Here is a 25,140-nt window from a genome sequence, read left to right as displayed (position 1 = left end):
GGCTACGCTTCTGGCATGGCTTCTGTGCGGGTGCGGTTGATGCGGGAGGGGGACCTTCACCGGGCCGAGCGCGCCTCGCAGGTCACGTTCCTCGACGCGGACCGGCGGAGCAGAAGGGTCAGTGAGCCGGAGCCGGAACCGCGCTCGGCGGGCGCCTCGAAGCAATGGATCGACCGGATGCGGTACTTCCTGGGCGTGGACCCCGCGGGCTGCTGGGTCGCGGCGGACGGGGACCGGGTCATCGGCTTCGCGATCTCGCAGAACCGCGGTCCGCTCTGGTACCTGGCCACCTACGGCGTACTGCCCGACCGCCAGGGGACGGGCATTGGCAAGCGGCTGATGGACGCGGTCCTGGCCCACGCGGAGGGCCGCCCGGGACTGTTCTCCTCCTCCGTGCACCCCGGCGCCACCCGCCGCTACCGGCTCGCGGGCTTCTCGCTGCACCCGCAGATGCGCATGGTCGGCACCGTCGACAGAGCCACGCTCCCCGCCGTCACCGGACTGCGCGAGGGAGGGGCCGACGACGTCGACTGGATGGACCGGCTCGACCAGGACCTCCGCGGCGCGGGCCACGGACCCGACCACGGCTACCTGCTGGACACCCTGCGCCTGGTGGTGTGCCGCGACAACGGCAAGTCCGGATATGTGTACGTGGACGACCAGGGGCGCGGGGTGCTGCTGGCTGCCGCGCACCCCGAGACCGCGCAGAAGTTGCTGTGGGAGGCGCTCGCCTCCGCGCGCGGCGACACCCTCGTCAACTGCATCACGAGCGCCAACGAGTGGGCGGTGGACGTGGGCCTCGCGGCCCGGCTCGACATCGGCCAGGAGGGCTACCTCGCGGTCCGCGGGATGAAGGTCCCGGCGCCGTATCTGGCCAGCGGCCACTTCCTGTGACCGCGCCCGGGGCCGGACCGCAGAGGGTCCGGCCCCGGGGCGTCACGCCTCGGCGGGCCGCTCGGAGTCCATTCCGGGGCGGGCCTTCTGCCACTCCCCGCGCGTGAAGTCGGGGATCTGCTGCGGCGCGCCGTTCGCCTTGATCGACAGGTTGCTCAGCGGGACCGGCGAGGTCCAGGTCGCCGCGTCGTACACGTCGAAGTCGGGGACCAGACCCAGGCGCAGGCACTGCATGAGCCGGAACACCAGCATGTAGTCCATCCCGCCGTGCCCGCCCGGCGGAGTGGCGTGCTCCTTCCACAGCCAGTGGTCCCACTCGGCGTACCGCGCGAAATCGCCCCACTCGTCGTTCTTGTGGTCCGGCTCCAGGTAGATCCGCTCCGGGTAGTCCTCGAAGAGCCCCTTGGTGCCGCCGAGGCTGTTGATCCGGCTGTACGGATGCGGCGTCGACACATCGTGTTCCAGGCGGATCACCCGCCCCTTCGCGGTCTGTACGAGACTGATCGTGCGATCGCTCTCGATGTACGTCTCCTTCCAACTCGGGTCACCCGCAGGCATGTTGGCGGCCCGGTACCGCGCGAGTCCGAGCGACGGCGAGCCGACGCTGACGATGCTCACCGCGCGGTCGCCCCGGTTGAGGTCCATGTAGTTGGCGACCGGACCGAAGCCGTGGTTGGGGTAGAGATCGCCGCGCAGCCGGGTGTGCCAGAGCCTGCGCCAGGCGCCCTCGTAGTACGCCGGGTCGAACATGAGGCCACGCAGATCGTGGTTGTACGCGCCCGCGCCGTGCAGCAGATCGCCGAACTTGCCCGCGTGCGCCATGCGCAGCACCCGCATCTCGTTGCGGCCGTAGCAGCAGTTCTCCAGCTGCATGCAGTGCCTGCGGGTCCGCTCGGACAGGTTCACCAGCTCCCACAACTGGTCGAGCTGGAGCGCGATCGGGCACTCCACGCCGACGTGGACGCCGTTCAGGAGCGCCGACCTGGCGATCTCGAAGTGGGAGTCCCAGGGCGTCGCCACATGCACGAAGTCGAGGTCGCCGCGCTTGAGGAGCTGCTCGTAGTCGTGGTCGCCGTGGACGTAGACGGCCGGCGCGGGCCGGCCGGCCGCCGTCACCTTGGCGGCGGCCCGCTCGGTCTTCGCCTTCACCGGATCGCACAACGCCACCACCCGGACCCCGGGCACCGCCAGATACAGGTCGATCATGCTGCCGCCACGATTGCCGAGGCCGATCAGCGCGACCCGTACCGTCGAGCGCCGCTCGAAGGGCACGCCGATCATGGTGCAGCCCTGGCGCTGCGACTCCCGCGCCTCGTGCGGCGGGGCTGGGACCGGAGTCTCCTCCGCTGCCGCGGGCTTGGCGGCGAACGCGCCGAGCCCGAGCCCGGCGCTCGCGGCCCCCGCGGTCCGCAGTACCGAGCGGCGGCCCACCTCGGGGTGCTCCGGTGCTGCGTCGTTCATCGAGCCTCCAGGTGATCGACTGGAAATCCATGGGCTGACGTTTGCGCGACCTTTACCGAACCTCGGTAAGGACCTTGGAGGGCGAGACGAGTGGTGCGCAAGGGCGCCAATTGGACTCTTGATACCGGCCGATGGATGCCCGGCCGTGTTTCATCGGGCGTACGAGTGCTCGTGTCGGGGCCCGGACAGCAGAGCCCCCCACGGCACGGCGGGGGCCGAAACGGTTCCGCGGGCGGAGCCAAGTGTCGACGGCGTCATAGCCGTACGAGTCGAGCAGCCCGGCCTCGACCGGGGAGCACTCCGGCTGGCGCATCATCTCCCGCCGCAGCACGGTCCGCTGGCGCGGTGTGGTGGTCAAGTCCCGGCTGGGGCGGGTCGGTTCGCGGAAACCGCACTCGATGCAGGGGTCGGCGACCGGCTCCACCCCGGGCATGGTCTTCAGCCCCCGCAGATGCGCGCCCGGGTCGCGGTCGAGCACGATCCGCGGCGCCAACACCCCGTCCGGGTCGATGACTTGCTCGTGAAGCCCCCGGCTTCGGCCGGAGGAGGAGTTACGGCTCCGCCGCGTCGAAGGCGAGCAGGAAGTGCAGATTTCCGTGCGCGGCATGACCGACGACGGCCGCGTCGAAACCGTGCCGGGCCTGGAGTTCGAGCCCGGCCATCACCTCGGCGGCGGCCCGCTCGTACGCCTCCCGGGCCGCCGCCTCAGCAGCGGCGCTTTGGGGATCCGTCCACCAGCGCGTTCAGCAGCCCGCCGAGCACCTCGCGCTGGTCGGCGGTCAGTGGAGCCAGGATCTCCTCCGCGGCGCCCCGGCGCGCGGTGCGCAGCGAACGCAGCGTGGCGCGGCCCGCGTCGGTGAGCTCGATCCGGATCACCCGGCGACTGGCCGGATCCGGCACCCGGCGGACGTCGCCGGTCTCCTCCAGCGCGTCGACCAGGGTGGTCACCGCGCGCGGAACGACTTCGAGGCGGGCGGCCAGATCGGCCATCCGCGGCGGCTCCGGGCAGTGGGCGAGCGTGCGCAGCAGCCGGGACTGCGCGGGCGTGATGCCGACCGGCTCCAGGTACTGCTTCTGGATCCGGTGCAGTCGGCGGGTCAGCCGCAGCAACTGCTCGGCCAGCAGACCGTCGGCGTCGGGGGCCCGGGAAAGGTGAGGCTGCATACCGGGAACAATAACAGGACCCCGTACATTGTGAGTATAGGTAACAGTGAGCTATGCTCCCGAAATCGTCGTCCTCCCGCTCCCGGCGGGCGGCCCGCACACCCTGTCGAAGGAGCCCATGCGCCCCGATCACTCCACGCACTCCACCTGGACCCCACCGCCCCGCGGCGCCGAGCCGCAAGAGCCGGCCCAGGTCCGCCGCATCCTCGGCCTCTTCCGTCCCTACCGGGGCAGGCTCGCCCTCGTCGGGCTGCTCGTCGCCGCGTCCTCGCTCGTCTCGGTCGCCACGCCGTTCCTGCTTCGCGAGATCCTCGACGTGGCCATCCCGCACGGCCGCACCGGCCTGCTGAGCCTGCTGGCCCTCGGCATGATCGCCACCGCGGTCGTCACCAGCGTCTTCGGCGTGCTCCAGACGCTGATCAGCACCACCGTCGGCCAGCGCGTCATGCACGACCTGCGCACCGCGGTCTACGCCCAGCTCCAGCGGATGCCGCTCGCCTTCTTCACCAGGACCCGCACCGGCGAGGTCCAGTCCCGCATCGCCAACGACATCGGCGGCATGCAGGCGACCGTCACCTCCACCGCGACCTCGCTGGTCTCCAACCTCACGGCCGTCGTCGCCTCGGTCGTCGCGATGCTCGCGCTCGACTGGCGCCTGACCATCGTCTCCCTGCTCCTGCTGCCGGTGTTCGTATGGATCAGCCGCCGGGTCGGCCGCGAACGCAAGAAGATCACCACCCAGCGCCAGAAGCAGATGGCCGCGATGGCCGCCGAGGTCACCGAATCGCTGTCGGTCAGCGGCATCCTGCTCGGCCGCACCATGGGCCGCGCCGACTCGCTGACCAAGTCCTTCGCCGCCGAGTCCGAGCGCCTGGTCGACCTCGAAGTGCGCTCCAACATGGCCGGACGCTGGCGGATGTCCACCATCGGCATCGTCATGGCCGCCATGCCCGCGGTCATCTACTGGGCGGCAGGCATAGCCCTCCAGGCGGGCGGCCCCTCGGTCTCCATCGGCACCCTCGTCGCCTTCGTATCGCTCCAGCAGGGCCTGTTCCGGCCCGCCGTGAGCCTGCTGTCCACCGGCGTCGAGATGCAGACCTCGCTCGCCCTGTTCCAGCGGATCTTCGAATACCTCGACCTGCCGGTCGACATCACCGAACCCGCCGAGCCGGTCCGCCTGACCAAGGCGAGCGGCGCGGTCCGCTTCGAGGGCGTCGACTTCCGGTACGACGAGAAGCAGCAGCAGCCCACCCTGTCCGGCATCGACCTGGCCGTCCCGGCCGGCGGCAGCCTCGCCGTCGTCGGCCCCACCGGCTCCGGGAAGTCCACGCTCAGCTATCTGGTGCCCCGGCTGTACGACGTCACCGGCGGGCGCGTCACGCTCGACGGCGTGGACGTGCGCGACCTGGACTTCGACACCCTGGCCCGCTCGGTCGGCGTGGTCTCCCAGGAGACGTACCTCTTCCACGCCTCGGTCGCCGAGAACCTCCGCTTCGCCAAGCCGGAAGCCACCGACGAGGAGCTGGAAGCGGCCGCCCGCGCCGCCCAGATCCACCACCACATCGCCTCGCTGCCCGACGGGTACGACACCCTGGTCGGTGAGCGCGGCTACCGGTTCTCCGGCGGCGAGAAGCAGCGCCTGGCCATCGCCCGGACGATCCTGCGCGACCCGCCCGTGCTCATCCTCGACGAGGCCACCAGCGCGCTCGACACCCGTACGGAACACGCGGTGCAGCGGGCCATCGACGCACTCTCCGAGGGCCGCACCACCATCACCATCGCCCACCGCCTCTCCACGGTGCGCGACGCGGACCAGATCGTCGTCCTCGACCAGGGCCTGATAGCCGAGCGCGGCACCCATGAGGAACTCCTCGACCGGGACGGCAGATACGCGGCCCTGGTCCGCAGGGATGCCGAGCTGGCCCCCGCCCCCTCATGACGGGCGCGGGCAGGGCTGCCGACGGCCCCCTCATGAGGGCAGGGCCGACGCCGCCGCCCCGGGTCCGGACACGGCGACGCCGGTCTGCAGCCTGTCGCTTGCGCACCTCAAGCATCCTTCGGCACACGGGAGTTGAGCAACGAACGCCGTGACGATCACGCGTTCCGGCGAACAATCGATCCCCTGTTCGCATGTTCCCCTCGGTCGACCCTGACTCGTGTCGGAGGCTGTCGAATATCCGATTTATCTAATATGTCGGGGTAGCGTGCCGCCATGAGTGAGTCCCCGTACCGCCGGCGGTCCCGGCTGACCCGCCGTGGCCGGCTGACCCTGCTGCTCCTCGCGCTGCTGCTGGTCGTGGCGGGCGTGGTGCTCGTGCTGGTGCTGCGGGAGACCGGCGCTCCGACCAGGACCCTCGTCGTCCCGGAGGGGTGGCGGGCGAGCCGGGTGTACGCGGCCGTCGACAAGCGCCTCGATCTGCCGCCCGGCACCACCAAGCAGGCCGCCGCGACGGCGGACCTCAGGCTGCCGCCGGACGCGAAGGGCAACCCCGAGGGCTACTTGTTCCCGGCGACATACCCGGTCAAGGACGATGCGACCCCGGGTGGTCTGCTCCGGTACATGGTGGACACCGCCACCAAGCACTTCGGTCAGGACCGGATCGCGGCGGGTGCTCAACGCGCCGGTCTGACGGTCTATCAGACGGTCGTCATCGCCGGGATCGTGCAGGCCGAGGCCGACTCCGCAGCCGACATGGGCAAGGTCTCGCGTGTCATCCACAACCGACTCGCCCGCGGTATGCCCTTGCAGATGGACTCGACGCTGAACTACGCGCTCAACCGCTCGACGCTCATCACCACGACCAGCGATACCAAGACCGACAGCCCCTACAACACGTATCAGCACAAGGGGTTGCCGCCCACCCCCATCGGCAGCCCGGGGCAGCAGGCTGTCGACGCCGCGATCAACCCGACACCGGGCAACTGGCTGTACTTCGTGACCGTGGCGCCCGGAGACACCCGCTTCACCGACAGCTACGACCAACAGCAGCTGAACGTACGGGAGTTCAACAAGAACCAGCGGAAGCCCGGAAGCCCCGCCTGACCGTGCACGCGCCACTCCGGCCGCCCCCGTTCCTCCCCGTCGGCTGAACCCTGCCCGTCCGCCCCCGGTTGGACCCGCCCCGGCTGACCGTGCCCAGCCCAACTCCGGCTGACCCCGCCGGTCGCACCCCGCCTGGCCCCGTCTGTCCCTCCGAGCCGATCCCGCTTCTCACACTCCGGCTGACCCCGCCGATCACACCCCGGGACCCTGCCCGTCCCTCCCGAGCCGACCCCCGTGCTCACGCCACCGCGGGCTCGCGTTCCAGCAGGCGCTTGATGTCCCGCACCGCGGCCCGTCCGGCCCGGTTGGCGCCGATGGTCGAGGCCGACGGGCCGTAGCCGACCAGGTGGACGCGCTCGTCCCTGACCGCCCTGGTTCCCTCAAGGCGGATGCCGCCGCCCGGCTCGCGCAGCCGCAGCGGAGCGAGGTGGTCGACGACCGGCCGGAAACCGGTCGCCCAGACGATGGCATCGGCCTCGACCGTCCGGCCGTCGTCCCAGGCCACCCCCTGTGGGGTGATCCGGTCGAACATCGGCAGCCGGTCCAGGACGCCCTTCGCCCGCGCGGCCCGGACGGCATCGTTCAGCGGCAGCCCCGTCACCGAGACCACGCTCCTGGGCGGCAGCCCGAGCCGCACCCGCTCCTCGACCATCGCCACGGCCGCACGGCCGGCCTCCTGGTCGAAGGGCCCTTCCCGGAACACCGGCGGCCGCCGCGTCACCCACGTCGTCTCCGCCGCGACCTCGGCGATCTCCATCAGATGCTGGGTGCCCGAGGCCCCGCCGCCGACCACGACGACCCGCAGCCCCGCGAACGCGTCCGGCCCCGGATAGTCCGCCGTGTGCAACTGTCGCCCCCGGAACGTCTCCTGGCCCGGATAGCGCGGCCAGAACGGCCGGTCCCAGGTGCCGGTGGCGTTGATCAGCGCGCGCGTGGCATAGCCGCCCTGCGAGGTCTCGACCAGCAGCCGCCCGCTCTCGCCCTCCCGCACGCCGCGTACGTCGACGGGGCGGTGCACCCGCAGGCCGAAGGCGTCCTCGTACGCGGTGAAGTACGCGCCGATGACCTCCGAGGACGGGCGGTCGGCCGCCGCGCCGGTCAGTTCCATACCGGGCAGCGCATACATCCCGTGCACCTTGCCGTACGTGAGTGACGGCCAGCGGAACTGCCAGGCGCCGCCCGGTCGCGGTGCGTGGTCGAGCACCACGAAGTCGCGGTCCGGGACCAGTCCCGCCCGGCGCAGGTGGTAGGCGCCGGACAGACCCGCCTGCCCGGCGCCTATGACCACCACGTCCACATCTCGTACCGCGAAGTCGTTCACGGTTCTACCAACCATGGGCAGCGCGGGGATCTTCCCGCGCCGCCGCCGACCGGTTCGGCGACCGCCGCCCACCAGAAGCGGAGCCCCGCCGGGCGCGGCGGCCGGGCGGCCTCGCCGCTGCTCGGCGCGCCCGCCGCCAAGCGGACCGGCTCCCCATGTTCGCCATCGGACTCCAGACCCGGGGCGTGTTCCCGTTCCCGGAGCGCTACGACGAACCCGGCGGCCACCGGTTCGTCCACGGCGTCCTTGACGCCCTTGCGGCCGGGGGCATCTGTGTATGTGGTTGGTGAAGCTGCCCCAGTCGGCAACCATGGGCGCATGAGCCATGGATTCGAGACCCGGGCCCTCCAGGTCACCACGGGAGCGGCCGAGAACGTCTTCGACCTGACGGCAGACTGTGTTGCCTTCCTGGCGGAGGTTGCCTCAGGTCGTGACGGACTGCTGAACGTTTTCGCGCCACACGCAACTATGGGAGTGGCCCTCATCGAGACCGGGGCCGGCAGCGACGACGACCTCCTTGCCGCGCTGCACACCCTGCTCCCCGCCGACGACCGCTGGCAGCACCGCCACGGCAGTCCGGGGCACGGGCGGGACCACGTCCTGCCCGCGATCGTGCCACCCCACGCGACGTTGCCCGTCATCGGGGGCCAACTGGCGCTGGGTACCTGGCAGTCGGTATGCCTGGTGGATACGAACCGGGACAATCCGAATCGGCAGGTCCGGCTGAGTTTCCTCGGCTGATCCGGGAGAAACTCGCTTCAATCGTCGGCGAGTTGAGGGTGTGGCATCATGGCCGCGTTGTCCGCCCGGGGGCCGGGAGACCGAATCCCGGGGACAGTTGAATCGGCATTGCAACGGCCTGCTGCTCCAACGTGGAAGGCGTGGAAGGCTAAGGATGAAGGTGTCTGGCTCTGCGTTACCGTCGCCGGAGGACCGTCGGCTCAGGCGCCGTCTCAAAAAGGTCCGCCAGACCTGTGAGGCGCTGCTCGCGGACTGGGGCATGGAGCACGGATGCGGTATCGACGAACTCCACCGCTATCTCAGCACCCAGAACCAGCGCCCGATTCATCTGATTCCGATGCCCTTCCCGGAACGGCATCTCTTCGGTCTGTGGCTGAAACTCGATGAATTCGACATCATCGCTTACGAGAAGGCCGCATCGCCGTCGCACAAAGAACACATCATTGCCCATGAACTGGCCCATATCGCCTTCGCGCACCGGGGTTCCGTTGAATTCGACCGCAGTGATACGAGTCAGTTGTTCACGAATGTCGAACCGGCCGTCGTACAGGGCATGTTGATGCGTTCCCGCTACAGCGACGACGAGGAGCAGGAGGCCGAGACGATGGCCTCGCTGATCCTGGCCCGGGCCACCAAAAGGTGGTTGGAACCCGCCTGGGGAGTCCCGGACGAGGCCGCGGAGATCGTCGCTCGTATCGAGAACGGCGTCGGCAACCCGGACCAGGCATGAATACCGTCAACGGCGTCCTCTCCTGGACCTGCGCGCTCGGCGGTCTCGCCGCCTTCGGCTACCGGCTCCCCGATCTGCTGCGCAGAAAGCACGACGTGGCCCTGTGGGCGCTGTGCGTCTACTTCCTCTGCTCCGGGATCAGCTTCCTGGTCGACCTGGACGTGCTCCGGGTGCACATCTCCGACCTGTTCGGCCGGCCCAACGTCACCTCGCTGATCGTCCAGGTCGCCGTCGTCGTGCTCACCGCCGCTCAGCAGGTCGTCCTCGTCCACTGGTCGTCCCCGCCCGAGGAGGCCCGTCGCAGGGCCCGGCGCCGGGTGATGTTCTTCGGCGCCGCTCTGTGCGTCCTGGTGGTGGCGTCGATCGCCGTCACCCCGGTCGCGAGCTCGAAGACGGCCACCTCGACCATCCTGCTCAGCATTCAGGACGGCCGGTACGCGCTGTACATGTCCTTCTACCTCGTGATCTGCGGGGTGGGGCAGTTCGAGACCGTCCGGCTGTCCCTGCGCTTCACCAAGATGGCCAACCGGCAATGGCTGAAAGTCGGTATGCGCACCGTGACCGTCGGCGCGAGTCTGATCATGGTCTACTGCGTCACCCGCAGCATCCAGATCGCCGGCACCCGGCTGCACTTCGACGGTTCGGCCCTCGACCCCATCCAGTGGTCGTGCGGCAGCATCGGAGCGCTCCTCCAGATCACCGGCTGGACCATCCCGTCCTGGGGAATCCACATCACCCGCGCCCTGGGCTGGCTGCGCAGCTACCGCTGCTACCGCCGGCTGCGCCCCCTGTGGTGGGCGCTGTACCAGGCGTCGCCGGACATCGCGCTCGACCCGCCCCGGTCCTGGGCGCGCGACCTCGTCCCGCCGCGCGATCCGCACTACAGCCTCTACCGGAGGGTCATCGAGATACGGGACGGACAGCTCATGCTCCGCACCTCGCTCTCCCTCGCCGACTTCTCCCGGGTGGCCCGCTCCCTGGACCTCCCCGAGGACCCCACCTCGCCGCTGGGCGAAGCGCTCCAGGTGCGGGCCGTCCTCGACCGTCCCGCCGAGGAGCGGGCCGAGCAGGCCGACGCGTCCGACATTCCCGCGCGACCGCCGTACGAGGACTTCCGCGACGAGGTGGAATGGCTGACCCGGGTCGCGTCGTCCTTCACCGCGCTCACCCAGGGCCGGGCGGTGCACACGGCCGACCGCATCCCGTCATGACGAAGACGACCCCGCCGCGCACCGCGGTGCGCGGCGACGACCGCGGCCCGCTGACTCCCTTGGCGCTGCGCGCAGTTGACCACCTCGTGTCCCTCGACGCCGGGCACGGTGCGCGGGCCGCGGTGCCCGCCGTGCACGACACGCTGCGGCGCATCCCCGAACTGCTCGCCGGTCCGGCCGGTCCCCCCGGCGCGGACCGCGACCTGCTCGCGGCCCTCGCCGAACTCTGCGAAGTGATCGGCTGGATCCTCTTCGACGCCGGGCTGCACCACGCGGCCCACCGCATGAACAGCCGAGCGCTCTCCCTCGCCGAACGCTGCGGCGACCGCGGCATCGCCCGCCTGGTGCTGCTGAACCACAGCATGCTCCACACCCACACCGGTCACCCCGGGGCCGCCCTGGACACGGTCGCCCGGGTGGCCGGGCCGCGCCCGCTGCCCACGCTCGTCGGCAGCCTCGTGCTGGTCCGCCGCGCACACGCCACCGCCCTGCTGGGCGGCGGCCGCGAGGCCGCCGACCTCATCGACCGCGCCCGGAGCCGGTTCCTGGACGGCGCCTCGCGCCACGACCCGCCCTGGTCCTGGTGGATCGACCAGACCGAACTGACCGGCCACCAGGGCTGGGTGCTGGCCAGACTGCGCGACTGGGACCGGGCCATTCCGCTCCTGTACGAGGCCGTGACCGCCCCCGGCCCCTCCTACCGGCACCTGTTCACCGCGGAACTCCTCTCGGCCCTCACCGGGGCCGGGGCCTGGAGCGAGGCGGAGGACCTCATCGCCGGCCTCGCCCCGCGCGCCGGGGGCATCGGCTCCGTACGGACCACCGAGACCCTCGCGAGCACCGCCGCCCAGCTGCTCGGCCGTGCCGACGCACCGGCGAACCTGCGGGCGGCCGCAGCCTTCCTGCGGGAGTGCCTGACCACGCACCCCAGTGGCCAGGACCGCCCCTCCCGCTAGGAACCACCCCCACCGGAAGTCAACAGACAGGGACAACATGCTCCACATACGCGTGTCGACGCCCGCGGCCGCCGCCCTCGTGGCGGTCGTGCTCCTCTTCGCCACCGGAGGGCCGGTGACGGACGTCGCCTACGGCACGTCAGCAGCCCCGTCGGCGGCGGCACCGGATACCGCCACCGGCCACGGCAGCCCCTATCTGGCCACCCACCTCTACTTCGGCACCGGCCGCCACGGCGGCCAACCACCCATCACGGACGAGGAGTTCATGAAGTTCGTCGCCGACGTGATCACCCCCCGCTTCCCGGCCGGGCTGACCCTCCAGCAGGGCCGCGGCCAGTGGCGCGACAAGTCGGGGAGCATCAACCGCGAGATCTCGTACGAGCTGACAGTGCTGTATCCCGCGCAGGAGGCCCGCACGCACGACCCCGACATCGAGTACATCCGCCACCTGTACTGCACGATGTACGGTCTGGAATCCGTCGGCCGGGCCGATGTCCGGGCCCAGGCCAACTTCTGACCCCCTGCGGTCCCTTCCCCGCTACGGCTGGTAGGAGCCGCCCGGCTGAACGGGAGCCGCCGATGGGGGAGTTGCCCCCGGAGCAGGCGGGGGCGGGCCGGTAGGGCTCGCGGTCGCGGAGGCCGCGGCGCCCCGGGCAAGACCGTCGAAGTCGACGAAGCCGGTCGCCTCCAGGATCTTCATGTGGTCGAGGACGGTCGTGTTCGTGTCGTCGGCCAGCGAACGGACCACGGAATTACGGGTGTTCGCCCGGATCTGCGCGATCAGGGCGAACACCTGGCCGTGCGCCGAGCGAAGGAAGTTGGCGAAGTCGCGCTCGTACGCCGTGCCCGTGTCGGCCGTCAGCGTGCGCAGCCAGCCCTGTTGCAGCGCGTTGGGCTGGCTCGGCAGCTCCATGCCGAGCTGGGCCGCGACCTCCCGCACCCGGGCGTCGAGGAACGTGTGGCCCTGGACGAGATGCTCGCCCGCCGTCTTGACGGCCTCGGTGGGGGCGCGTTCCATCGCCTGCTGTCCCGCGGGCAGCTCCCACAGCCCGGCGAGTCTGACCCGGGTGATGAAGTCGCGGTCGGCCGCCGACAGCGGGCCCCAACGGGTCGGCACCGTACCGGAGTTGAGATTGGCGAGTCCGGTGCCCGAGCGATCGGCGTAGGACCAGACCGGGTAGGACAGGGCGGCCACCGTCGCGATCAGGGCGAGCAGGACCAGACCGGTGCTGGAGAAGACGATGCGGCGCAGCAAGGAAGTGCCTCCTGAAGTGTGTCGTGCCCACGGCCTAGGGGATGCGGAGTCGGCGGATGACGAAGAGCATCGCGCCGAGCAGCACCAGGAACGCCCCCGTGGCCAGTGAGCCGAGGTCGGTGATCCCCGCGATCGCCAGTCGGCGCCCGCCCGGATCCGTGGGGGAGCCGCGGGGCGTCACGGGTACGGGCCGCGCGCCGGCCGCCCGGTCTGCGCCGGTCGCGGGCGATGGGGAGGGGCTCGCACAGGTCAGTACGCCCGTCACGTCCTGGCGGAATCCGCCGGGCCCCACGACGGTGAAGCGGTAGCTCTGGTGCTCGGCGACCGGCACGGTGACGGTCCTGGAGCGGCCCGGCCCGACCGTCACCGAGACGCCCGCCAGGGCGAATCCGAACGGCGCGTCGCCCCCGTTGCTCGCCGTGACGTCCACGCCGCCTCTCGCGCAGTCGTCCGCGGCCGTCACGGACGGCACGGGGCCCTGGCCGGGCGGCCGGAGCACGAGCGCCGCCTCCTGCGGATACCGGGGCTCCGGCGCCGCGACCGCGCCCGCCGCGACGGAGCCCGCCGCCAGGGTCGCGGCCGCCAGGGCGACGGCCCAGCGCGCCGCGCCGCGCTTGCTCGCAGAAGGCATGTGCGTCCCTTTCGGAGTGAGGGGGCGCGACAGGGACGACCTTCAGTACGGGGCAGGGGAGGTGGATGTTCAACAAGGGGCGAAGGAAACTCCGTTGCGGTGGATGCCGGGGTGACGCTTTACAGGCCGGGCGCGCCCCATACCGGGAACCAGCGGGACAAGTCCCCCTCGATGTGCAGGTCGTCCGCGACGACCGCCCGGACGCGCAGTTCGAGCGCGTTGTCCCGCTTCTCGCCCGGCAGCGGCGCGAAGGGGTAGAAGGTGCCCCGCTTGTAGAGGTACACCAGGGCGAACCGCTGCCCCTCCGGGTTGCCGAACCCGACCAGGGAGCACAGGAGTTGGGGGCCGAAGCCGGATCCTTCCAGGGCGGTGTTCACGGCGTGCAGATCGCCGACGAGAGCGGCCAGGTCGTCGGGCTCCCGGCGCGAGAGCAGCCACGAGTACCCGTACTCGTCGCGGCTGAACTCCACCGAAGCGCCGACCCGTTCGGTGTCCGCGTTCAGCAGGTCCGTCACGTCCTGGCGGATCTGGGCGAAGGCGGTGCCCTCCACCGTGGTGAAGCACACCGAGCCCTGCCCGGTCGGCGTGAACCCGGCGGCCGCCTGCACGGTGATTGCCGCCGACGGCAGGCCGAACAGCCGGTCGAGGTCGGGCGGGGCGGGCTTGGTGCGCCCGAGCAGGATGTCCAGGAATCCCATGTGCTCCGTCCTTGATTGGGGGCCGTGGTCAGGCGGGACGTCCCAGCTCGGCGGAGATCTTCGCCAGCCGGTCCAAGCGCTGTTCGAGGCTCGGGTGGGTGGCGAAGAGCTGCCCCAGACGGCTTCCCTCGCCGAGGGCGGGCACGAAGTAGAAGGCGTTGAACGCGCTGGCGGTCCGCAGGTCCTTGCTGGGGATCCGGGCGATGTCGCCGTCCAGTTTGGTCAGCGCCGAGGCGAGGGCGGAGGGGTGCCCGGTGAGCATGGCCCCGGCCCGGTCGGCGGCCAGCTCCCGGTAGCGGGACAGCGCCCGGATCAGCAGGAAGCTGAGCGAGTACACAAGCGCGGACACCGCCATGACGGCCAGCAGCACGACGACGGTGTTCTGGTCGCGCCGGCCGCGCCCGCCGTACAGCTGGGAGTAGAACGCGAAGCGGACGATGAGCCCCGCGATGACGCCCAGGAACGAGGCCACCGTGATCACCGCGACGTCGCGGTGCGCGACGTGCGAGAGCTCGTGGGCGAGCACCCCCTCCAGCTCGTCGGGCTCCAGCCGGCGCAGCAGTCCGGTGGTGACGCAGAGCACGGCGTGATCGGCGTTGCGCCCGGTCGCGAACGCGTTGGGCAGATCGATGTCGGAGACGGCGACCTGGGGCCTCGGCATGTCGGCGGTGGCGCACAGGCGGTCGACGATGCCGTGCAGCTGGGGCTGTTGCTCGCGGGTCACCACGCGGCCGTGCATCGCGTACAGGGCGATCCGGTCGGAGAACCAGTACTGCGAGAGCAGCACGGCCGCAGCCACCACGACGACCACGACGGTCGACTTGAGCAGGACCAGGAGCGCGGCGATGAACGCCACGTACAGCAGTCCGAGCAGGAACACCGTGAGCAGCATGCGGGCGGTCAGCTGCCGGTCGGGTGCGAAGCGGCTGTGCACGGCCGTCACTCCGTACCCGTGCCGGTGCGGCCCGAGCGGGCACGAGCCCGCGCGGCGTGGAGGGGAGGCCGCAGGACGTGCGGTGCATTCCTCTTGATCATGGCGTGCTCCAGGACCGGTGCAGTGGTGCTCACCCTCCACCATGCCACCGCGACGGCCCCGGCGACGGTGGTCGTACGGCACGAATTCGGCGCGCTGACGGCGGCCGCCGCCCCGGCCCCGGACCGTTCAGGCCAGCTGTCTGCGCACCAGCTCGTGGAGGCGGCCGGACGGGTCGGCGAGGAGCTCGGCGGGCGGGCCCTGCTGGACGATGCGGCCCTCCGACATGACGATCACCCGGTCGGCGTCCAGGACCGTGGAGAGCCGGTGGGCGATCACCACGCGGGTGGCGCGCAGCGCCCGGGTGCTCTCGATCACGATGCGCTGGGTCTCGTTGTCGAGGGCGCTGGTGGCCTCGTCGAAGAACAGCACGCGCGGCCGCCGGACCAGCGCCTGGGCGATCATGAGGCGCTGGCGCTGGCCGCCCGAGATGGCACCGCCGCCGGAGATCATGGTGTGCAGCCCCATCGGCATCCGCTTGATGTCCTCGGCGAGGCCCGCCATCGCCGCGGCCTCCCACGCCTCCTCCTGCGTGAACACCTCCGCTCCGCAGATGCAGTCCAGGATCGACCCGCTGAGCGGCTGGGCGTTCTGCAGCACGACCCCGCACTGGCGGCGCACGGCCGCCCGGTCGAGGGCCGCCAGATCCTGGCCGTCGTAGAGCACGCTGCCCGTGACCGGGGTGTCGAAGCCGATCAGCAGCCTCAGCAGGGTCGACTTGCCGCAGCCGCTGGGCCCGACGACCGCCACGAACTCGCCGGGCCGCACCTTCAGGGACACCTCGTCCAGGACCAGCGGACCGTCGTCGGTGTAGCGGAAGGACAGGCCCTTGGCTTCGATCTCGCCGGACAGCTCGCCGGGCTGGGTGCTGGCGCCGCGCACCTCGGGCGCCTCGTCGAGCACCGGCTTGATCTGCTCGAACATGGGCAGCACGGCGGCCGCCGAGATGAACGCCCCGGTGAGCTGGGTGACCGCGGTCAGCAGCATCGTCACCGCGGTGTTGAAGGTCAGGAACGCGCTGGCCGACAGGGACCCGCGGGCCGGTCCCGCGAGCAGCACGAACATGACGAGTGAACACAGCGGCAGATAGACGGCGTTGAGGACCGTCGTCAGGTTCTTGATCCGGCCCGCCCGCTTCTGCAGCTCGCGGCTGCGGGCGAACTCCCGCGCCCAGGCCCCGTACGCGAAGCTCTCGGCCGCGGCGACCCGCAGTTTGGGCAGCCCGCGCAGGGTCTGGAACGCTTGGTTGTTGAGCTTGTTGCCGAGCTCCACCAGACGGCGCTGCCAGCGCAGCTCCCACATCCCCATGGTGAGGAACACCGCGGCGATGACGGCCAGCATCGCGAGCGCGGTGAGCGCCAGCGGCACGCTGAAGCACAGCAGCAGGACGAGGTTCATCGCGCCGACCGTGCCCGACTGCACGGCGACCGGGCCGATGCCCGAGAGGACCCGGCGGATCGCGCTGACCCCCATCGCCGCACTCGCCAGCTCACCGGTGGAGCGCTCGGTGAAGAACTTCGTCGGCAGCCTCAACAGCCGGTCCCACACGGCGGGTTGGAGGGTGCTCTCGATGCGTCCTTCCATGCGCAGCATGGTGAGGTTCTGGAGCAGCATGAACGCCGCCGACACGATGCCGGTGACGATGACGGCGAGCGACACCTGCACGATGAGGCTGTTCTCGGCGCGGGGCACGTAGACGCCGAGCACCTGCCCGGTCGCGATCGGCACCAGCGCGCCGAGCGCCACCGTCACCAGACCGGCAAGCACCAGACGGCGCACATCGGCCCGGGTGCCGCGCAGGCTGAAGCGCAGCAGCCCCCACTTGCCCAGCGGCCGATCGGGCAGCGGCCGGTAGAACATGACGGCGCGCTGCTCGAACTCGGCCGCGTTGCTCCCGTCGACGCGGGTGCGCCGGCCCGACACCGGGTGCACCGCCTCGTACCCGCCGCGCCGCCACAGCAGCGCGACCGGAGTGCCGCTCGCCGTGCGGTGCCCCACCAGCGGGCCCGCGTCCTGGCGCCACCAGCGCCCGTCGAGCCGGACCGGCCGGGTGCGGATCCGGGAGCCGACCGCGACCCGCTCGACCGGATCGATCCGGTCGCTCACCGCGCCGCTGCGCGCGGGTTCCGCGAGGGTGATCCCGGCCGCGTCGGCGACCAGCCGGCAGGCTGCGTACGTCTCGTCGTCACCGGAACCCGCCGCCCGCGAAGGAGCCTTGCGGGTGCGTCCCATGGAGGTGAGCAGCGCCCGGTCGGCCTCGTCGCGGACGGCCTCGCCCGCCTTGATGCCGGCCGCCGTACGGTCCTCGTGTGCGCGCTCCAGACGCTCGATCCAGCGGTCGAGCGCGGCAAGCAGCCGGTACTGCCGGTTGACCATGCCCTGCCACAGCTCGCCGTCGACCAGCAGGTCACCGGCGGCCTCGGTGCTGAACGCCGCCCCGTACTGAACACTGCCCGGCGATACCGGAAGCCACAGCACGTCATCGTCGGCGACCGCCTCGTCGGGAGCGGTGCGGCCGTCCAACGGCGCCTCGAACAGCACCCGTTGGCCGCGCCCGACACCCAGCGAGAACGCGTGCTCAAGCAGGCTCAGCGCCGCGTCCCCGGTGTCGTACTGACTGTGGTACGGGACCTCGTAGCCGCCGGAATCCGGATACCGGTACAGCTCCCGCAGCGCGATCCGGCGCAGCACGCACTCCCGCAGCGGGCGGCCGACCAGGGTGTGCCGCGGCCCGTCGACGGGGCCGAGCAGCAGGGTGCCCGGTTCGAGGCGGCCGAGGAAGTGCCAGTGGCCCTGCTCCACCGCGTCGACCGCGAACAGGTCGAGCGCACCGGCGACCACGAGCCACAGCACCTGCGGCCCCTCCAGCGAGAGGCTGCGCAGACCCGTGCAGTCGACCTGGTGGCCCAGGCCCCCGAGCGCGCCGATGACCGCGTCGTGCCCGGCCGCGCCCGGGTCCGCGAAGTGGTGTACGGAGGTCACCTCAGTGCTCCCTGACCAGTTCGGCGTACGGTCCCGCGGCGGCCACCAGGTCCTCGTGCCGCCCGCGTTCCACCACGGTTCCCTGGTCGAGGACCAGGATCTCGTCGCTGTCGCGGACCGTGCTCAGACGGTGCGCGATCACCACGCAGGCGCAGCCGCGGCGGCGCAGGTTGTCGATGATGAGGTGCTCGGTCTCGGCGTCCAGGGCGCTGGTGACCTCGTCGAGGACCAGGATGCTGGGCCGCCGCACCAGCGCGCGGGCGATTTCGAGGCGCTGGCGCTGCCCGCCGGAGAAGTTGCGCCCGTCCTGCTCGACCCGGCTGTGGATGCCGCCCGGCCGGCGCGCGACGACCTCGTACAGGGCCGCGTCCTGGAGAGCGGCCACCACGGCGTCGTCGGCGATCGAGGGATCCCACAGCGCCACGTTGTCCCGCACCGTCCCCTCGAAGAGGAAGACGTCCTGGTCCACGAAGGAGACCGAGGCGGCAAGCGCCCCGCGCGGAATGTCCTCAAGGCGCTGCCCGTCGATGCGGATCGTGCCCTCCCACGGGGCGTAGAGGCCCGAAATCAGCCGGGAAACCGTCGACTTGCCGCTGCCGGAGCCGCCGACGAGCGCCACCTGCTGTCCCGGACCGACGGTCAGCGAGAACCCGGTGAGCAGCGGTTTGTCGAGCGGGCTGTAGCCGAAGGTGATGTCCTCAAGGGTCACGTGGCCCTTGAGGCGGCGCGTGCTGGCGGCCGGTTCGGGGCGCGAGTGCAGCGAGTCCACCGGGAAGTTCTCGACGTCCTTGAGCCGGGCCACATCCGCCGCGAAGTCCTGGATCCGGCCCGCCACCCCGTTCAGCCGGGTGACCGGCGCCGTGAAGCGGGTCACCAGCGCCTGGAACGCGACGAGCAGCCCGATCGAGATGTGCCCCTCCACCGCCCGCAGCCCGCCGATCCACAGGATCAGCGCACTGTTGAGCGTGGCGAGCAGCGGGGCCACCACGCCGAGCCAGGCGCTCGGCACCCCGAGCCGCTGCTGCTCCTCAAGGGTGGTCGCGTGCTGGCCCGCCCAGCGGCGGAAGTACCCGTTCTCGCCACCGGTGGCCTTCATCGTCTCGATCAACTGGAGCCCGGTGTACGAGGTGTTGGTGAGCCGCGCGCTGTCGGCCCGCAGCTTCTGGGTGCCGGTGGCCCGCAGCCGGACGACGATGCGCATCGCGACGACGTTGAGCAGCGCGATGCCCACCCCGATGACGGTGAGCTCTGGATCGTAGGTCCAGAGCAGGAACGCGTAGAGCAGTACGACGATGCCGTCCACACCCGCCGCGGTGAGATCGCGGGCCAGCGTCTCGGCGACCGCGTCGTTGGACTGGAGCCGCTGCACGAGATCGGCGGGGCTGCGCTGCGCGAAGAAGGTGACCGGCAGCCGCAGCAGATGCCGGAAGAACCGGGCGCTGCTCAGCGTGGACGAGATGATGCGCCCGCGCAGCAGATTCGCCTGCTGCAGCCAGGTCAGCACCGCGGTGAGCGCCACCATGGTGCCCATCGCCGCGAACAGCACGCCGAGCAGCGAGGTCTGATGACCGATCAGGAACAGGTCGATGTACGTACGGCTCAGCGCGGGCAGCGTCGCGCCGACCGCCACGAGCAGCAGGCTGGCGAGCAGGGAGGCCAGCATGGTGCCCGTGGTGCCGCGCAGCCGCGCGGGCAGCGCGCCCATGACGCCCGGCTTGCGGCCGCCGGGCTGGAAGGCGGGACCGGGCTCCAGGACCAGGACGACGCCGGTGAAGCTGGTGTCGAAGTCCTCGGCGGGCACGAAACGGCGGCCCTTGTCGGGGTCGTTGATGTGCACGCCCCGCCGGCCGAGGCGGCGCCCCATGCCGTCGTACACGACGTAGTGGTTGAACTCCCAGAACAGGATGGCGGGCGCCGGCACCTCGGCGAGCGCGGCCGGTTCCATCTGCATGCCCTTGGCGGTGAGCCCGTAACTGCGGGCGGCCTTCAGGACGTTGCTGGCCCGCGAGCCGTCGCGCGAGACACCGCACGCGATGCGCAGTTCCTCCAGGGGCACGTGGCGTCCGTAGTGGCCGAGCACCATGGCCAGCGAGGCCGCGCCGCACTCCAGCGCCTCCATCTGGAGGATCGTGGGGGTACGTACGCTCTTCGCCGCCTTGACCTTCGGTGCCTGCCGGGCACCTGAACGGCGGCTGCCACCGGGGGAGTTGGACGGGCGGCGGCGGCCGTGGCCGGTGGGGGGAAGCTGCTGGGCGGCGGGCGATGCGTGCGGTGCGGTCACGGGAGCAGCCAATCGATGGGACGCCGGTCGGCCAGATGGACGGTTCCGGTGGCCGGGGTCATGGAGTCGACGGCGAACGGCGGGCCCGCGGCCGACGACCACCGGTAGCCGGACCGCGTGGCGGACGTGGACTCAAGCCGCACCAGGACCCCCAGCGGCCTGCCGTGCTGCGAGAACTGGTCGGCGAGCTGTCCGTCGCCGAGAAAGGCGGTGATCTGCTGGCGGGTCTCGGGCGTCCGGCCGACCGCGGCCACCGTGCCGCGCAGCACCCCGTACTGCTCGGCCGGCACGGACTGCACGGCGAGGTCGACCAAGGCGCCCACCGGGACGCTCGCGCCGCTGTCGCCGGGCACGTACAGCATCACCATCAGGGGGTCGTCGGCGCTGCCGGTCCGCTCCACGCTCGCGACATTCGCACCGGTGGCGACCACCGAGCCGATCGTGGCGGCGAGACTCGTGAGGCGGCCCGCGTCGATCGTGCGGACCGTCCGGTCGCCCTGGGCGGTACGGACCTTGAGCAGGGGTGCGTCGGCCGACAGGGTCTGGCCCTCCCTGGCGAACACCTCGGTGATCTGGCCCGCGACCGGGCTCTGCAGGACGTAGCTGCCCTGCGCGTGGGTGAGGATGCCGGGTGCGTCCAGTGTGGAGGCGACGGAGCCTGTCATGGCCCAGAAGGTGGCGGCGGCCATCACCACCACCGTGATCAGCAGGACGAGCCGGCCCTGCGGACGTGCGAAACGCACCGGCAGGTCGAGTTCCTCCGGTGACTGCAGTTTGGAAAGGGCCTGTTGGCGAAACTGCACGGAACTCTTTCCTTAACCTTTAACCATCGGCAATGAGCCCCGGAACCGAGCGGGTTCCGGGGCTCACGCGCGATATCAGAGACCGGCGATGAGACCGGAGGCGATGCCCGTGACGGCGCCGGTGTTCACGCCGGTGACCGAGCCGACGAGACCCGTGACCGAGCCGACGATGCCGGAGACCGGGAGGATCGAGTCGGCGGTGCCGGTCACGTTGCCGAGCGCGGTGCCGACGAGGCCGCCGGACACGTTGTCCAGGTCGGCGTCGGAGATCTCAAGGGTCTCAACCTGGGGAGCGTTGTTCATGGTGGGGACTGCCTTTCATGGGGACATTTCTTAAACGGGAACCCGTTGGCGGGGCTCCCGCAGAGCCAGGATCAAAGCACGCCGACTGCTGTCACTGCGAATCGAACGGGCTTTGAACAGGGGTTCCCCACTGCCTCGAATTACCGCCGCGTGCAGGAGTGTTCATGATTCGGAGGCAGTATCTTCACGAGCTTCACAAGGTGAATTCCTTTTGCCGGGAAGCGGATGTACGCCAAGTCGGACACTCCCGCACCAAAGCCCCCTTCCCCGGTCCGGACCTGAAACCCGCCGGTGGCCCTGGTGACGGGTCTGCGCACGCGATGTGCAGATTTTCGGAAGGTGTGGCTCCGCTTCTCTGCGGGAAGGGGAGTTGACCGGCCTGGTCCACTAACTGCTGGCGCTCTTCCGGGAGTTGTCGGTCTGCTGTACGGTCCGCGACATGCTCGCCCGCTCGCGCACGCCGTCCCCACCGGGGTGGAGCCGCTGGCTCGTGCCGCCCGCCGCGCTCTCCATCCACCTCGCCATCGGCCAGGCGTACGCCTGGAGCGTCTTCAAACCGCCCCTGGAGTCCTCGCTCGACCTGTCGGGCACCGCGTCCGCACTCCCCTTCCAACTGGCCATCGTCATGCTCGGCCTCTCCGCGGCCTTCGGCGGCACCCTGGTGGAGCGCAACGGGCCCCGGTGGGCGATGGCCGTCTCGGCGGTCTGCTTCTCCTCCGGCTTCCTGGTCGCCGCGCTCGGCGCCGCCACCCGCCAGTACTGGCTCGTCGTCCTCGGCTACGGCTTCATCGGCGGCATCGGACTCGGCATCGGCTACATCTCGCCGGTCTCCACCCTCATCAAGTGGTTCCCCGACCGGCCCGGCATGGCCACCGGCATCGCCATCATGGGCTTCGGCGGCGGCGCGCTGATCGCCGCGCCCCTGTCCACCCAGCTCCTCTCCTCCTTCGGCAGGGACTCCGCGGGCATCGCGCGCACCTTCCTGGTGATGGGGGCCGGTTACGCGGTCTTCATGACACTCGGCGTGCTCCTGGTGCGGCTGCCCCCGGACGGCCGGCGGCCACCCGCCCCGCCGGAGAACGCGGCCCCGGCCGGCACCGGCCAGGTCTCCGCCCGCAACGCCGTGCGCACCCCGCAGTTCTGGTGCCTGTGGGCGGTGCTCTGCATGAACGTGACCGCCGGCATCGGCATCCTGGAGAAGGCCGCGCCGATGATCGGGGACTTCTTCGCCGGTACGGCGTCACCGGTCGCGGCGGCCGCCGCCGCGGGCTTCGTCGGCCTGCTCTCGCTCGCCAACATGCTCGGCCGCATCCTGTGGTCCTCGGCCTCCGACGTCATCGGCCGCAGAAACGTCTACCGCGGCTACCTCGGCATCGGCGCGCTGATGTACCTGCTCATCGCGCTCACCGGCAACGCCTCGAAGCCGCTGTTCATCGTCTGCGCCGCCGTCATCCTCTCCTTCTACGGCGGCGGCTTCGCCACCATCCCCGCCTACCTCAAGGACCTCTTCGGCACCTACCAGGTCGGCGCGATCCACGGCCGGCTGCTCACGGCCTGGTCGATCGCGGGCGTCCTCGGCCCGCTGATCGTCAACGCCATCGCCGACGCGCAGAAGTCCGCCGGACGCACCGGACCGGACCTCTACACCACCTCCTTCTTCATCATGATCGGGCTCCTCGCGGTGGGCTTCGCGGCCAACGAGCTGGTACGCCCCGTCCACCCGCGCCACCATGAACCCCCGGCCGCCGAAGACGAGTCCACGCTCCCCGCCCCGGAGAAGGGAGCGCTGTCATGACGGTCCGCCGAAGGGTCCTGTTCGCCATCGCCTGGCTGTGGGTCGGTGTGCCGTTCGCGTACGGCATGTACGAACTGGGCCTCAAGCTCAAGCAGCTGTTCACGGGCTCCTGAGCGACCCCCTGCGCCGGTTGATCCACCGGGATACGGTTCCGGTATCCGCCTTTCCCGGCGCTCAGCCATGTGCGGATCAGCCGAGACAGGAGTGAGGCCCATGAGCGGTTCCCCGGCCGGTGCCGAGCCCGAAACGAGCGCGTCCGGCGAGGACATACCGCCGTGGCCGCGGCAGTTGGCTGTCGCTCTGAGCGAGGGCGCGGCGGAATCGGACGGGGTGCGCCGAGCCCACGCCGAACTGGCCCGCCTGGACGGCCGGTTGCCGTTCCTCGTGGTGCACGACTGGCACGCCCGCACGGTGCTGCCGATGCTCCTGGAGGCGGGCTGCGACAGCGGGCCGCTGGAGGCGGCCGGGCAACTGCACGCCCGCGCCCTCAAGGGCGAGCGGATCGACGCCGCCGCCTGGACCGCCGCCCTCGAACCGGCCCTGCGCGAGGTGTACCGCCTCGCCTACCCGTACGCCGAGGCGCACGCCACCGCCTCCGCCAACGCCCATGCGTACGCGATGGCCAACGACTACGGCGCCGCGCAGGCCACGGAGTTCGCCGCCACCTACGCCGAGCTCAACACCACCGCCAACGCCCGGTCCTTCGCCGTGGCCAACGCCCTCGCGAACGCCCGGGCCACCGCGCTCGCCTACGCCGAGGCGGACGAGCGGGCCTACGCCGAGACCTACCCGTGCGCCCGCGTCCACGCCTATGCCCTCGCGCACGCGGGCTCCGGTGGAGAAGCGGGGGCGGCCTATGCGCGGCTCGCCGAAGGGCTCGCCGACAGCCTGGCCCGCGTCTGAACGCGCGCCGTATCGGCCTGGGGGTCGCTGCCCCGCGCCGTATCAGGCCTGGGGTCGCTGCCCGTTGATGGCCACGCGCCGCCCGTAGCGCGAGTGCGGGTAGTAGTCCCAGGTCGCATGGTGCTGTACGCAGCGGTTGTCCCAGAACACCAGGGTGTTCTGGGTCCACCGGACGCGGCAGTTCAGGAACGGGGTGCGGGCGGTCTGGTCGTACAGCAGGTCGAGCACGGCCCTGCTCTCGCCGCGCGACAGCTGCGTGATGTGCGAGGTGTAGGCGCCGTTGACGAACAGCAGCCTGCGTCCCGTGTCGGGGTGGCGCACCACCACCGGGTGCTCGGTCCTGGGGGCCACGTAACCGGCCGGCGGTGTCTCGCCCTGCCAGGGCAGCAGCCCGTCGTGCACCGCCGTGAGCCCGTCGAGCAGGGACTTCACGGCGGGCGACAGCATCTCGTACGCCAGGTGCATATTGGCGAACAGGGTGTCCCCGCCGCTGCCCGGCTCGGGGGTACGGGTGATGTAGAGCATCGAGCCGAGGGAGGGCTCGGCGTCGGCTGTGCCGTCGGCGTGCCAGCCGTTGCCGGCCACCGCGCGCGAGTCCTTCGTGGTGCTGATTTCGAGGACGTACGGGTCGGAGCCCTCGGCGGGCAATGTCACTGGGTGCAGCTCGCCGAAGTACCCCGCGAGCCGCTTGTGGTCGGTGTCCGAGAGTGTCTGATCGCGGAACACCAGGACGTGGTGGGCAAGGAACGCCCGCTTGAGTTCGTCCAACTGACCCTCCGTCAGTTCCTTGGACAGGTCCAGGCCGGACACCTCGGCGCCGATCACCGGTGTCAGCGGGTCGACGACGAGGGTGTCGTACACCTCCGGCGGCCTGGTGGTGATGTGCTCGATGGCGTCCAGCGCGAACTGCTCCATTACTGCCTCCTGATGGGGGT

The 25,140-nt window shown here is 71.1% G+C and carries 23 protein-coding genes and 1 pseudogene; 11 read left to right on the top strand and 13 right to left on the bottom strand.

Annotation, left to right across the window (positions count from 1 at the left end; all coding sequences use genetic code 11):
* Positions 1-15 precede the first annotated feature (15 nt).
* The gene (locus tag ACIBK6_RS15030; RefSeq protein ID WP_399051645.1) at positions 16-894 is read left to right on the top strand and encodes a GNAT family N-acetyltransferase; all 879 of its coding nucleotides are present in this window, start codon (positions 16-18) and stop codon (positions 892-894) included.
* A gap of 42 nt (positions 895-936) precedes the next feature.
* On the opposite strand, the gene ACIBK6_RS15025 is transcribed toward ACIBK6_RS15030, so the two are convergent.
* From ACIBK6_RS15025 to ACIBK6_RS15015, 3 genes and pseudogenes are all read right to left on the bottom strand, one after another.
* Positions 937-2,355 (bottom strand): Gfo/Idh/MocA family protein, encoded by a 1,419-nt coding sequence (locus ACIBK6_RS15025; RefSeq protein WP_399051644.1) that lies wholly within the window; start codon positions 2,353-2,355, stop codon positions 937-939.
* 241 nt (positions 2,356-2,596) lie between these two features.
* Positions 2,597-3,014 (bottom strand): annotated as a pseudogene (locus ACIBK6_RS15020) (FAD-linked oxidase C-terminal domain-containing protein); the annotation flags it as partial.
* Positions 3,015-3,060: 46 nt separating this feature from the next.
* Complete coding sequence (locus ACIBK6_RS15015; RefSeq protein WP_399051643.1) at positions 3,061-3,519, bottom strand: MarR family winged helix-turn-helix transcriptional regulator; 459 nt, start codon at positions 3,517-3,519, stop codon at positions 3,061-3,063.
* Between the two features lie 118 nt (positions 3,520-3,637).
* On the opposite strand from ACIBK6_RS15015, the gene ACIBK6_RS15010 reads away from it, so the two are divergent.
* Together ACIBK6_RS15010 and mltG are read left to right on the top strand one after the other, a co-directional pair.
* A complete protein-coding gene (locus tag ACIBK6_RS15010) occupies positions 3,638-5,458 on the top strand; it encodes an ABC transporter ATP-binding protein (RefSeq protein ID WP_399051862.1) in 1,821 nt (606 codons plus the stop codon).
* 273 nt (positions 5,459-5,731) lie between these two features.
* Positions 5,732-6,562 (top strand): endolytic transglycosylase MltG, encoded by an 831-nt coding sequence (mltG, locus tag ACIBK6_RS15005; protein WP_399051642.1) that lies wholly within the window; start codon positions 5,732-5,734, stop codon positions 6,560-6,562.
* 238 nt (positions 6,563-6,800) lie between these two features.
* Here the strand turns inward: mltG and ACIBK6_RS15000 are convergent, their stop codons facing one another.
* Positions 6,801-7,883, bottom strand: coding sequence for an NAD(P)-binding domain-containing protein (locus ACIBK6_RS15000; protein ID WP_399051641.1), 1,083 nt, complete (start codon positions 7,881-7,883; stop codon positions 6,801-6,803).
* A gap of 155 nt (positions 7,884-8,038) precedes the next feature.
* Here ACIBK6_RS15000 and ACIBK6_RS14995 point away from each other — a divergent pair, with 155 nt between their 5' ends.
* The 6 genes from ACIBK6_RS14995 to ACIBK6_RS14970 all read left to right on the top strand — a co-directional run bounded on the left by ACIBK6_RS14995 (position 8,039) and on the right by ACIBK6_RS14970 (position 12,038).
* Positions 8,039-8,173, top strand: coding sequence for a hypothetical protein (locus tag ACIBK6_RS14995; RefSeq protein ID WP_399051640.1), 135 nt, complete (start codon positions 8,039-8,041; stop codon positions 8,171-8,173).
* A gap of 28 nt (positions 8,174-8,201) precedes the next feature.
* On the top strand, positions 8,202-8,624 hold the full coding sequence (locus ACIBK6_RS14990) for a YjbQ family protein (RefSeq protein ID WP_399051639.1): 423 nt from the start codon (positions 8,202-8,204) through the stop codon (positions 8,622-8,624).
* A gap of 160 nt (positions 8,625-8,784) precedes the next feature.
* Entirely contained in the window at positions 8,785-9,354 is a 570-nt protein-coding gene (locus ACIBK6_RS14985) for a hypothetical protein (RefSeq protein ID WP_399051638.1), read from the top strand.
* The gene (locus ACIBK6_RS14980; protein WP_399051637.1) at positions 9,351-10,565 is read left to right on the top strand and encodes an MAB_1171c family putative transporter; all 1,215 of its coding nucleotides are present in this window, start codon (positions 9,351-9,353) and stop codon (positions 10,563-10,565) included. Before ACIBK6_RS14985 ends, ACIBK6_RS14980 begins: the two co-directional genes overlap by 4 nt.
* Positions 10,562-11,521, top strand: coding sequence for a DNA-binding protein (locus ACIBK6_RS14975; RefSeq protein ID WP_399051636.1), 960 nt, complete (start codon positions 10,562-10,564; stop codon positions 11,519-11,521). The genes ACIBK6_RS14980 and ACIBK6_RS14975 overlap by 4 nt, the downstream gene beginning before the upstream one ends.
* 37 nt (positions 11,522-11,558) lie before the next feature.
* The gene (locus ACIBK6_RS14970; RefSeq protein ID WP_399051635.1) at positions 11,559-12,038 is read left to right on the top strand and encodes a DUF3574 domain-containing protein; all 480 of its coding nucleotides are present in this window, start codon (positions 11,559-11,561) and stop codon (positions 12,036-12,038) included.
* A 21-nt stretch (positions 12,039-12,059) separates the two neighbouring features.
* Here ACIBK6_RS14970 and ACIBK6_RS14965 read toward each other — a convergent pair whose 3' ends face one another.
* The 8 genes from ACIBK6_RS14965 to ACIBK6_RS14930 all read right to left on the bottom strand — a co-directional run bounded on the left by ACIBK6_RS14965 (position 12,060) and on the right by ACIBK6_RS14930 (position 21,507).
* Positions 12,060-12,773, bottom strand: coding sequence for a DUF4142 domain-containing protein (locus ACIBK6_RS14965; protein ID WP_399051861.1), 714 nt, complete (start codon positions 12,771-12,773; stop codon positions 12,060-12,062).
* A 37-nt stretch (positions 12,774-12,810) separates the two neighbouring features.
* The gene (locus ACIBK6_RS14960) at positions 12,811-13,407 is read right to left on the bottom strand and encodes a phospholipase domain-containing protein (protein ID WP_399051634.1); all 597 of its coding nucleotides are present in this window, start codon (positions 13,405-13,407) and stop codon (positions 12,811-12,813) included.
* Positions 13,408-13,526: 119 nt separating this feature from the next.
* On the bottom strand, positions 13,527-14,105 hold the full coding sequence (locus tag ACIBK6_RS14955) for a hypothetical protein (RefSeq protein WP_399051633.1): 579 nt from the start codon (positions 14,103-14,105) through the stop codon (positions 13,527-13,529).
* 28 nt (positions 14,106-14,133) lie between these two features.
* Complete coding sequence (htpX, locus tag ACIBK6_RS14950; protein WP_399051632.1) at positions 14,134-15,039, bottom strand: zinc metalloprotease HtpX; 906 nt, start codon at positions 15,037-15,039, stop codon at positions 14,134-14,136.
* A 228-nt stretch (positions 15,040-15,267) separates the two neighbouring features.
* Positions 15,268-18,120: an NHLP bacteriocin export ABC transporter permease/ATPase subunit gene (locus ACIBK6_RS14945; protein ID WP_399051631.1), complete on the bottom strand. Its 2,853-nt coding sequence runs from the start codon at positions 18,118-18,120 to the stop codon at positions 15,268-15,270.
* A 1-nt stretch (position 18,121) separates the two neighbouring features.
* Positions 18,122-20,401 (bottom strand): NHLP family bacteriocin export ABC transporter peptidase/permease/ATPase subunit, encoded by a 2,280-nt coding sequence (locus tag ACIBK6_RS14940; protein ID WP_399051630.1) that lies wholly within the window; start codon positions 20,399-20,401, stop codon positions 18,122-18,124.
* Positions 20,398-21,204, bottom strand: coding sequence for an HlyD family efflux transporter periplasmic adaptor subunit (locus ACIBK6_RS14935; protein WP_399051629.1), 807 nt, complete (start codon positions 21,202-21,204; stop codon positions 20,398-20,400). Before ACIBK6_RS14935 ends, ACIBK6_RS14940 begins: the two co-directional genes overlap by 4 nt.
* Before the next feature lie 75 nt (positions 21,205-21,279).
* Complete coding sequence (locus ACIBK6_RS14930; protein WP_399051628.1) at positions 21,280-21,507, bottom strand: type A2 lantipeptide; 228 nt, start codon at positions 21,505-21,507, stop codon at positions 21,280-21,282.
* 439 nt (positions 21,508-21,946) lie between these two features.
* Here ACIBK6_RS14930 and ACIBK6_RS14925 point away from each other — a divergent pair, with 439 nt between their 5' ends.
* Together ACIBK6_RS14925 and ACIBK6_RS14920 are read left to right on the top strand one after the other, a co-directional pair.
* On the top strand, positions 21,947-23,302 hold the full coding sequence (locus tag ACIBK6_RS14925; protein ID WP_399051627.1) for an OFA family MFS transporter: 1,356 nt from the start codon (positions 21,947-21,949) through the stop codon (positions 23,300-23,302).
* Between the two features lie 213 nt (positions 23,303-23,515).
* Positions 23,516-24,205: a SpcZ gene (locus ACIBK6_RS14920; protein WP_399051626.1), complete on the top strand. Its 690-nt coding sequence runs from the start codon at positions 23,516-23,518 to the stop codon at positions 24,203-24,205.
* Positions 24,206-24,247: 42 nt separating this feature from the next.
* On the opposite strand, the gene ACIBK6_RS14915 is transcribed toward ACIBK6_RS14920, so the two are convergent.
* Complete coding sequence (locus ACIBK6_RS14915) at positions 24,248-25,120, bottom strand: TauD/TfdA dioxygenase family protein (protein WP_399051625.1); 873 nt, start codon at positions 25,118-25,120, stop codon at positions 24,248-24,250.
* Positions 25,121-25,140: the final 20 nt, after the last annotated feature.

The organism is Streptomyces sp. NPDC050485 (genome assembly GCF_044458185.1).
Lineage (GTDB): Bacteria > Actinomycetota > Actinomycetes > Streptomycetales > Streptomycetaceae > Streptomyces.
Note: the sequence above shows the minus strand (reverse complement) of the source record. Positions and strands in the feature narration are given on the sequence as shown.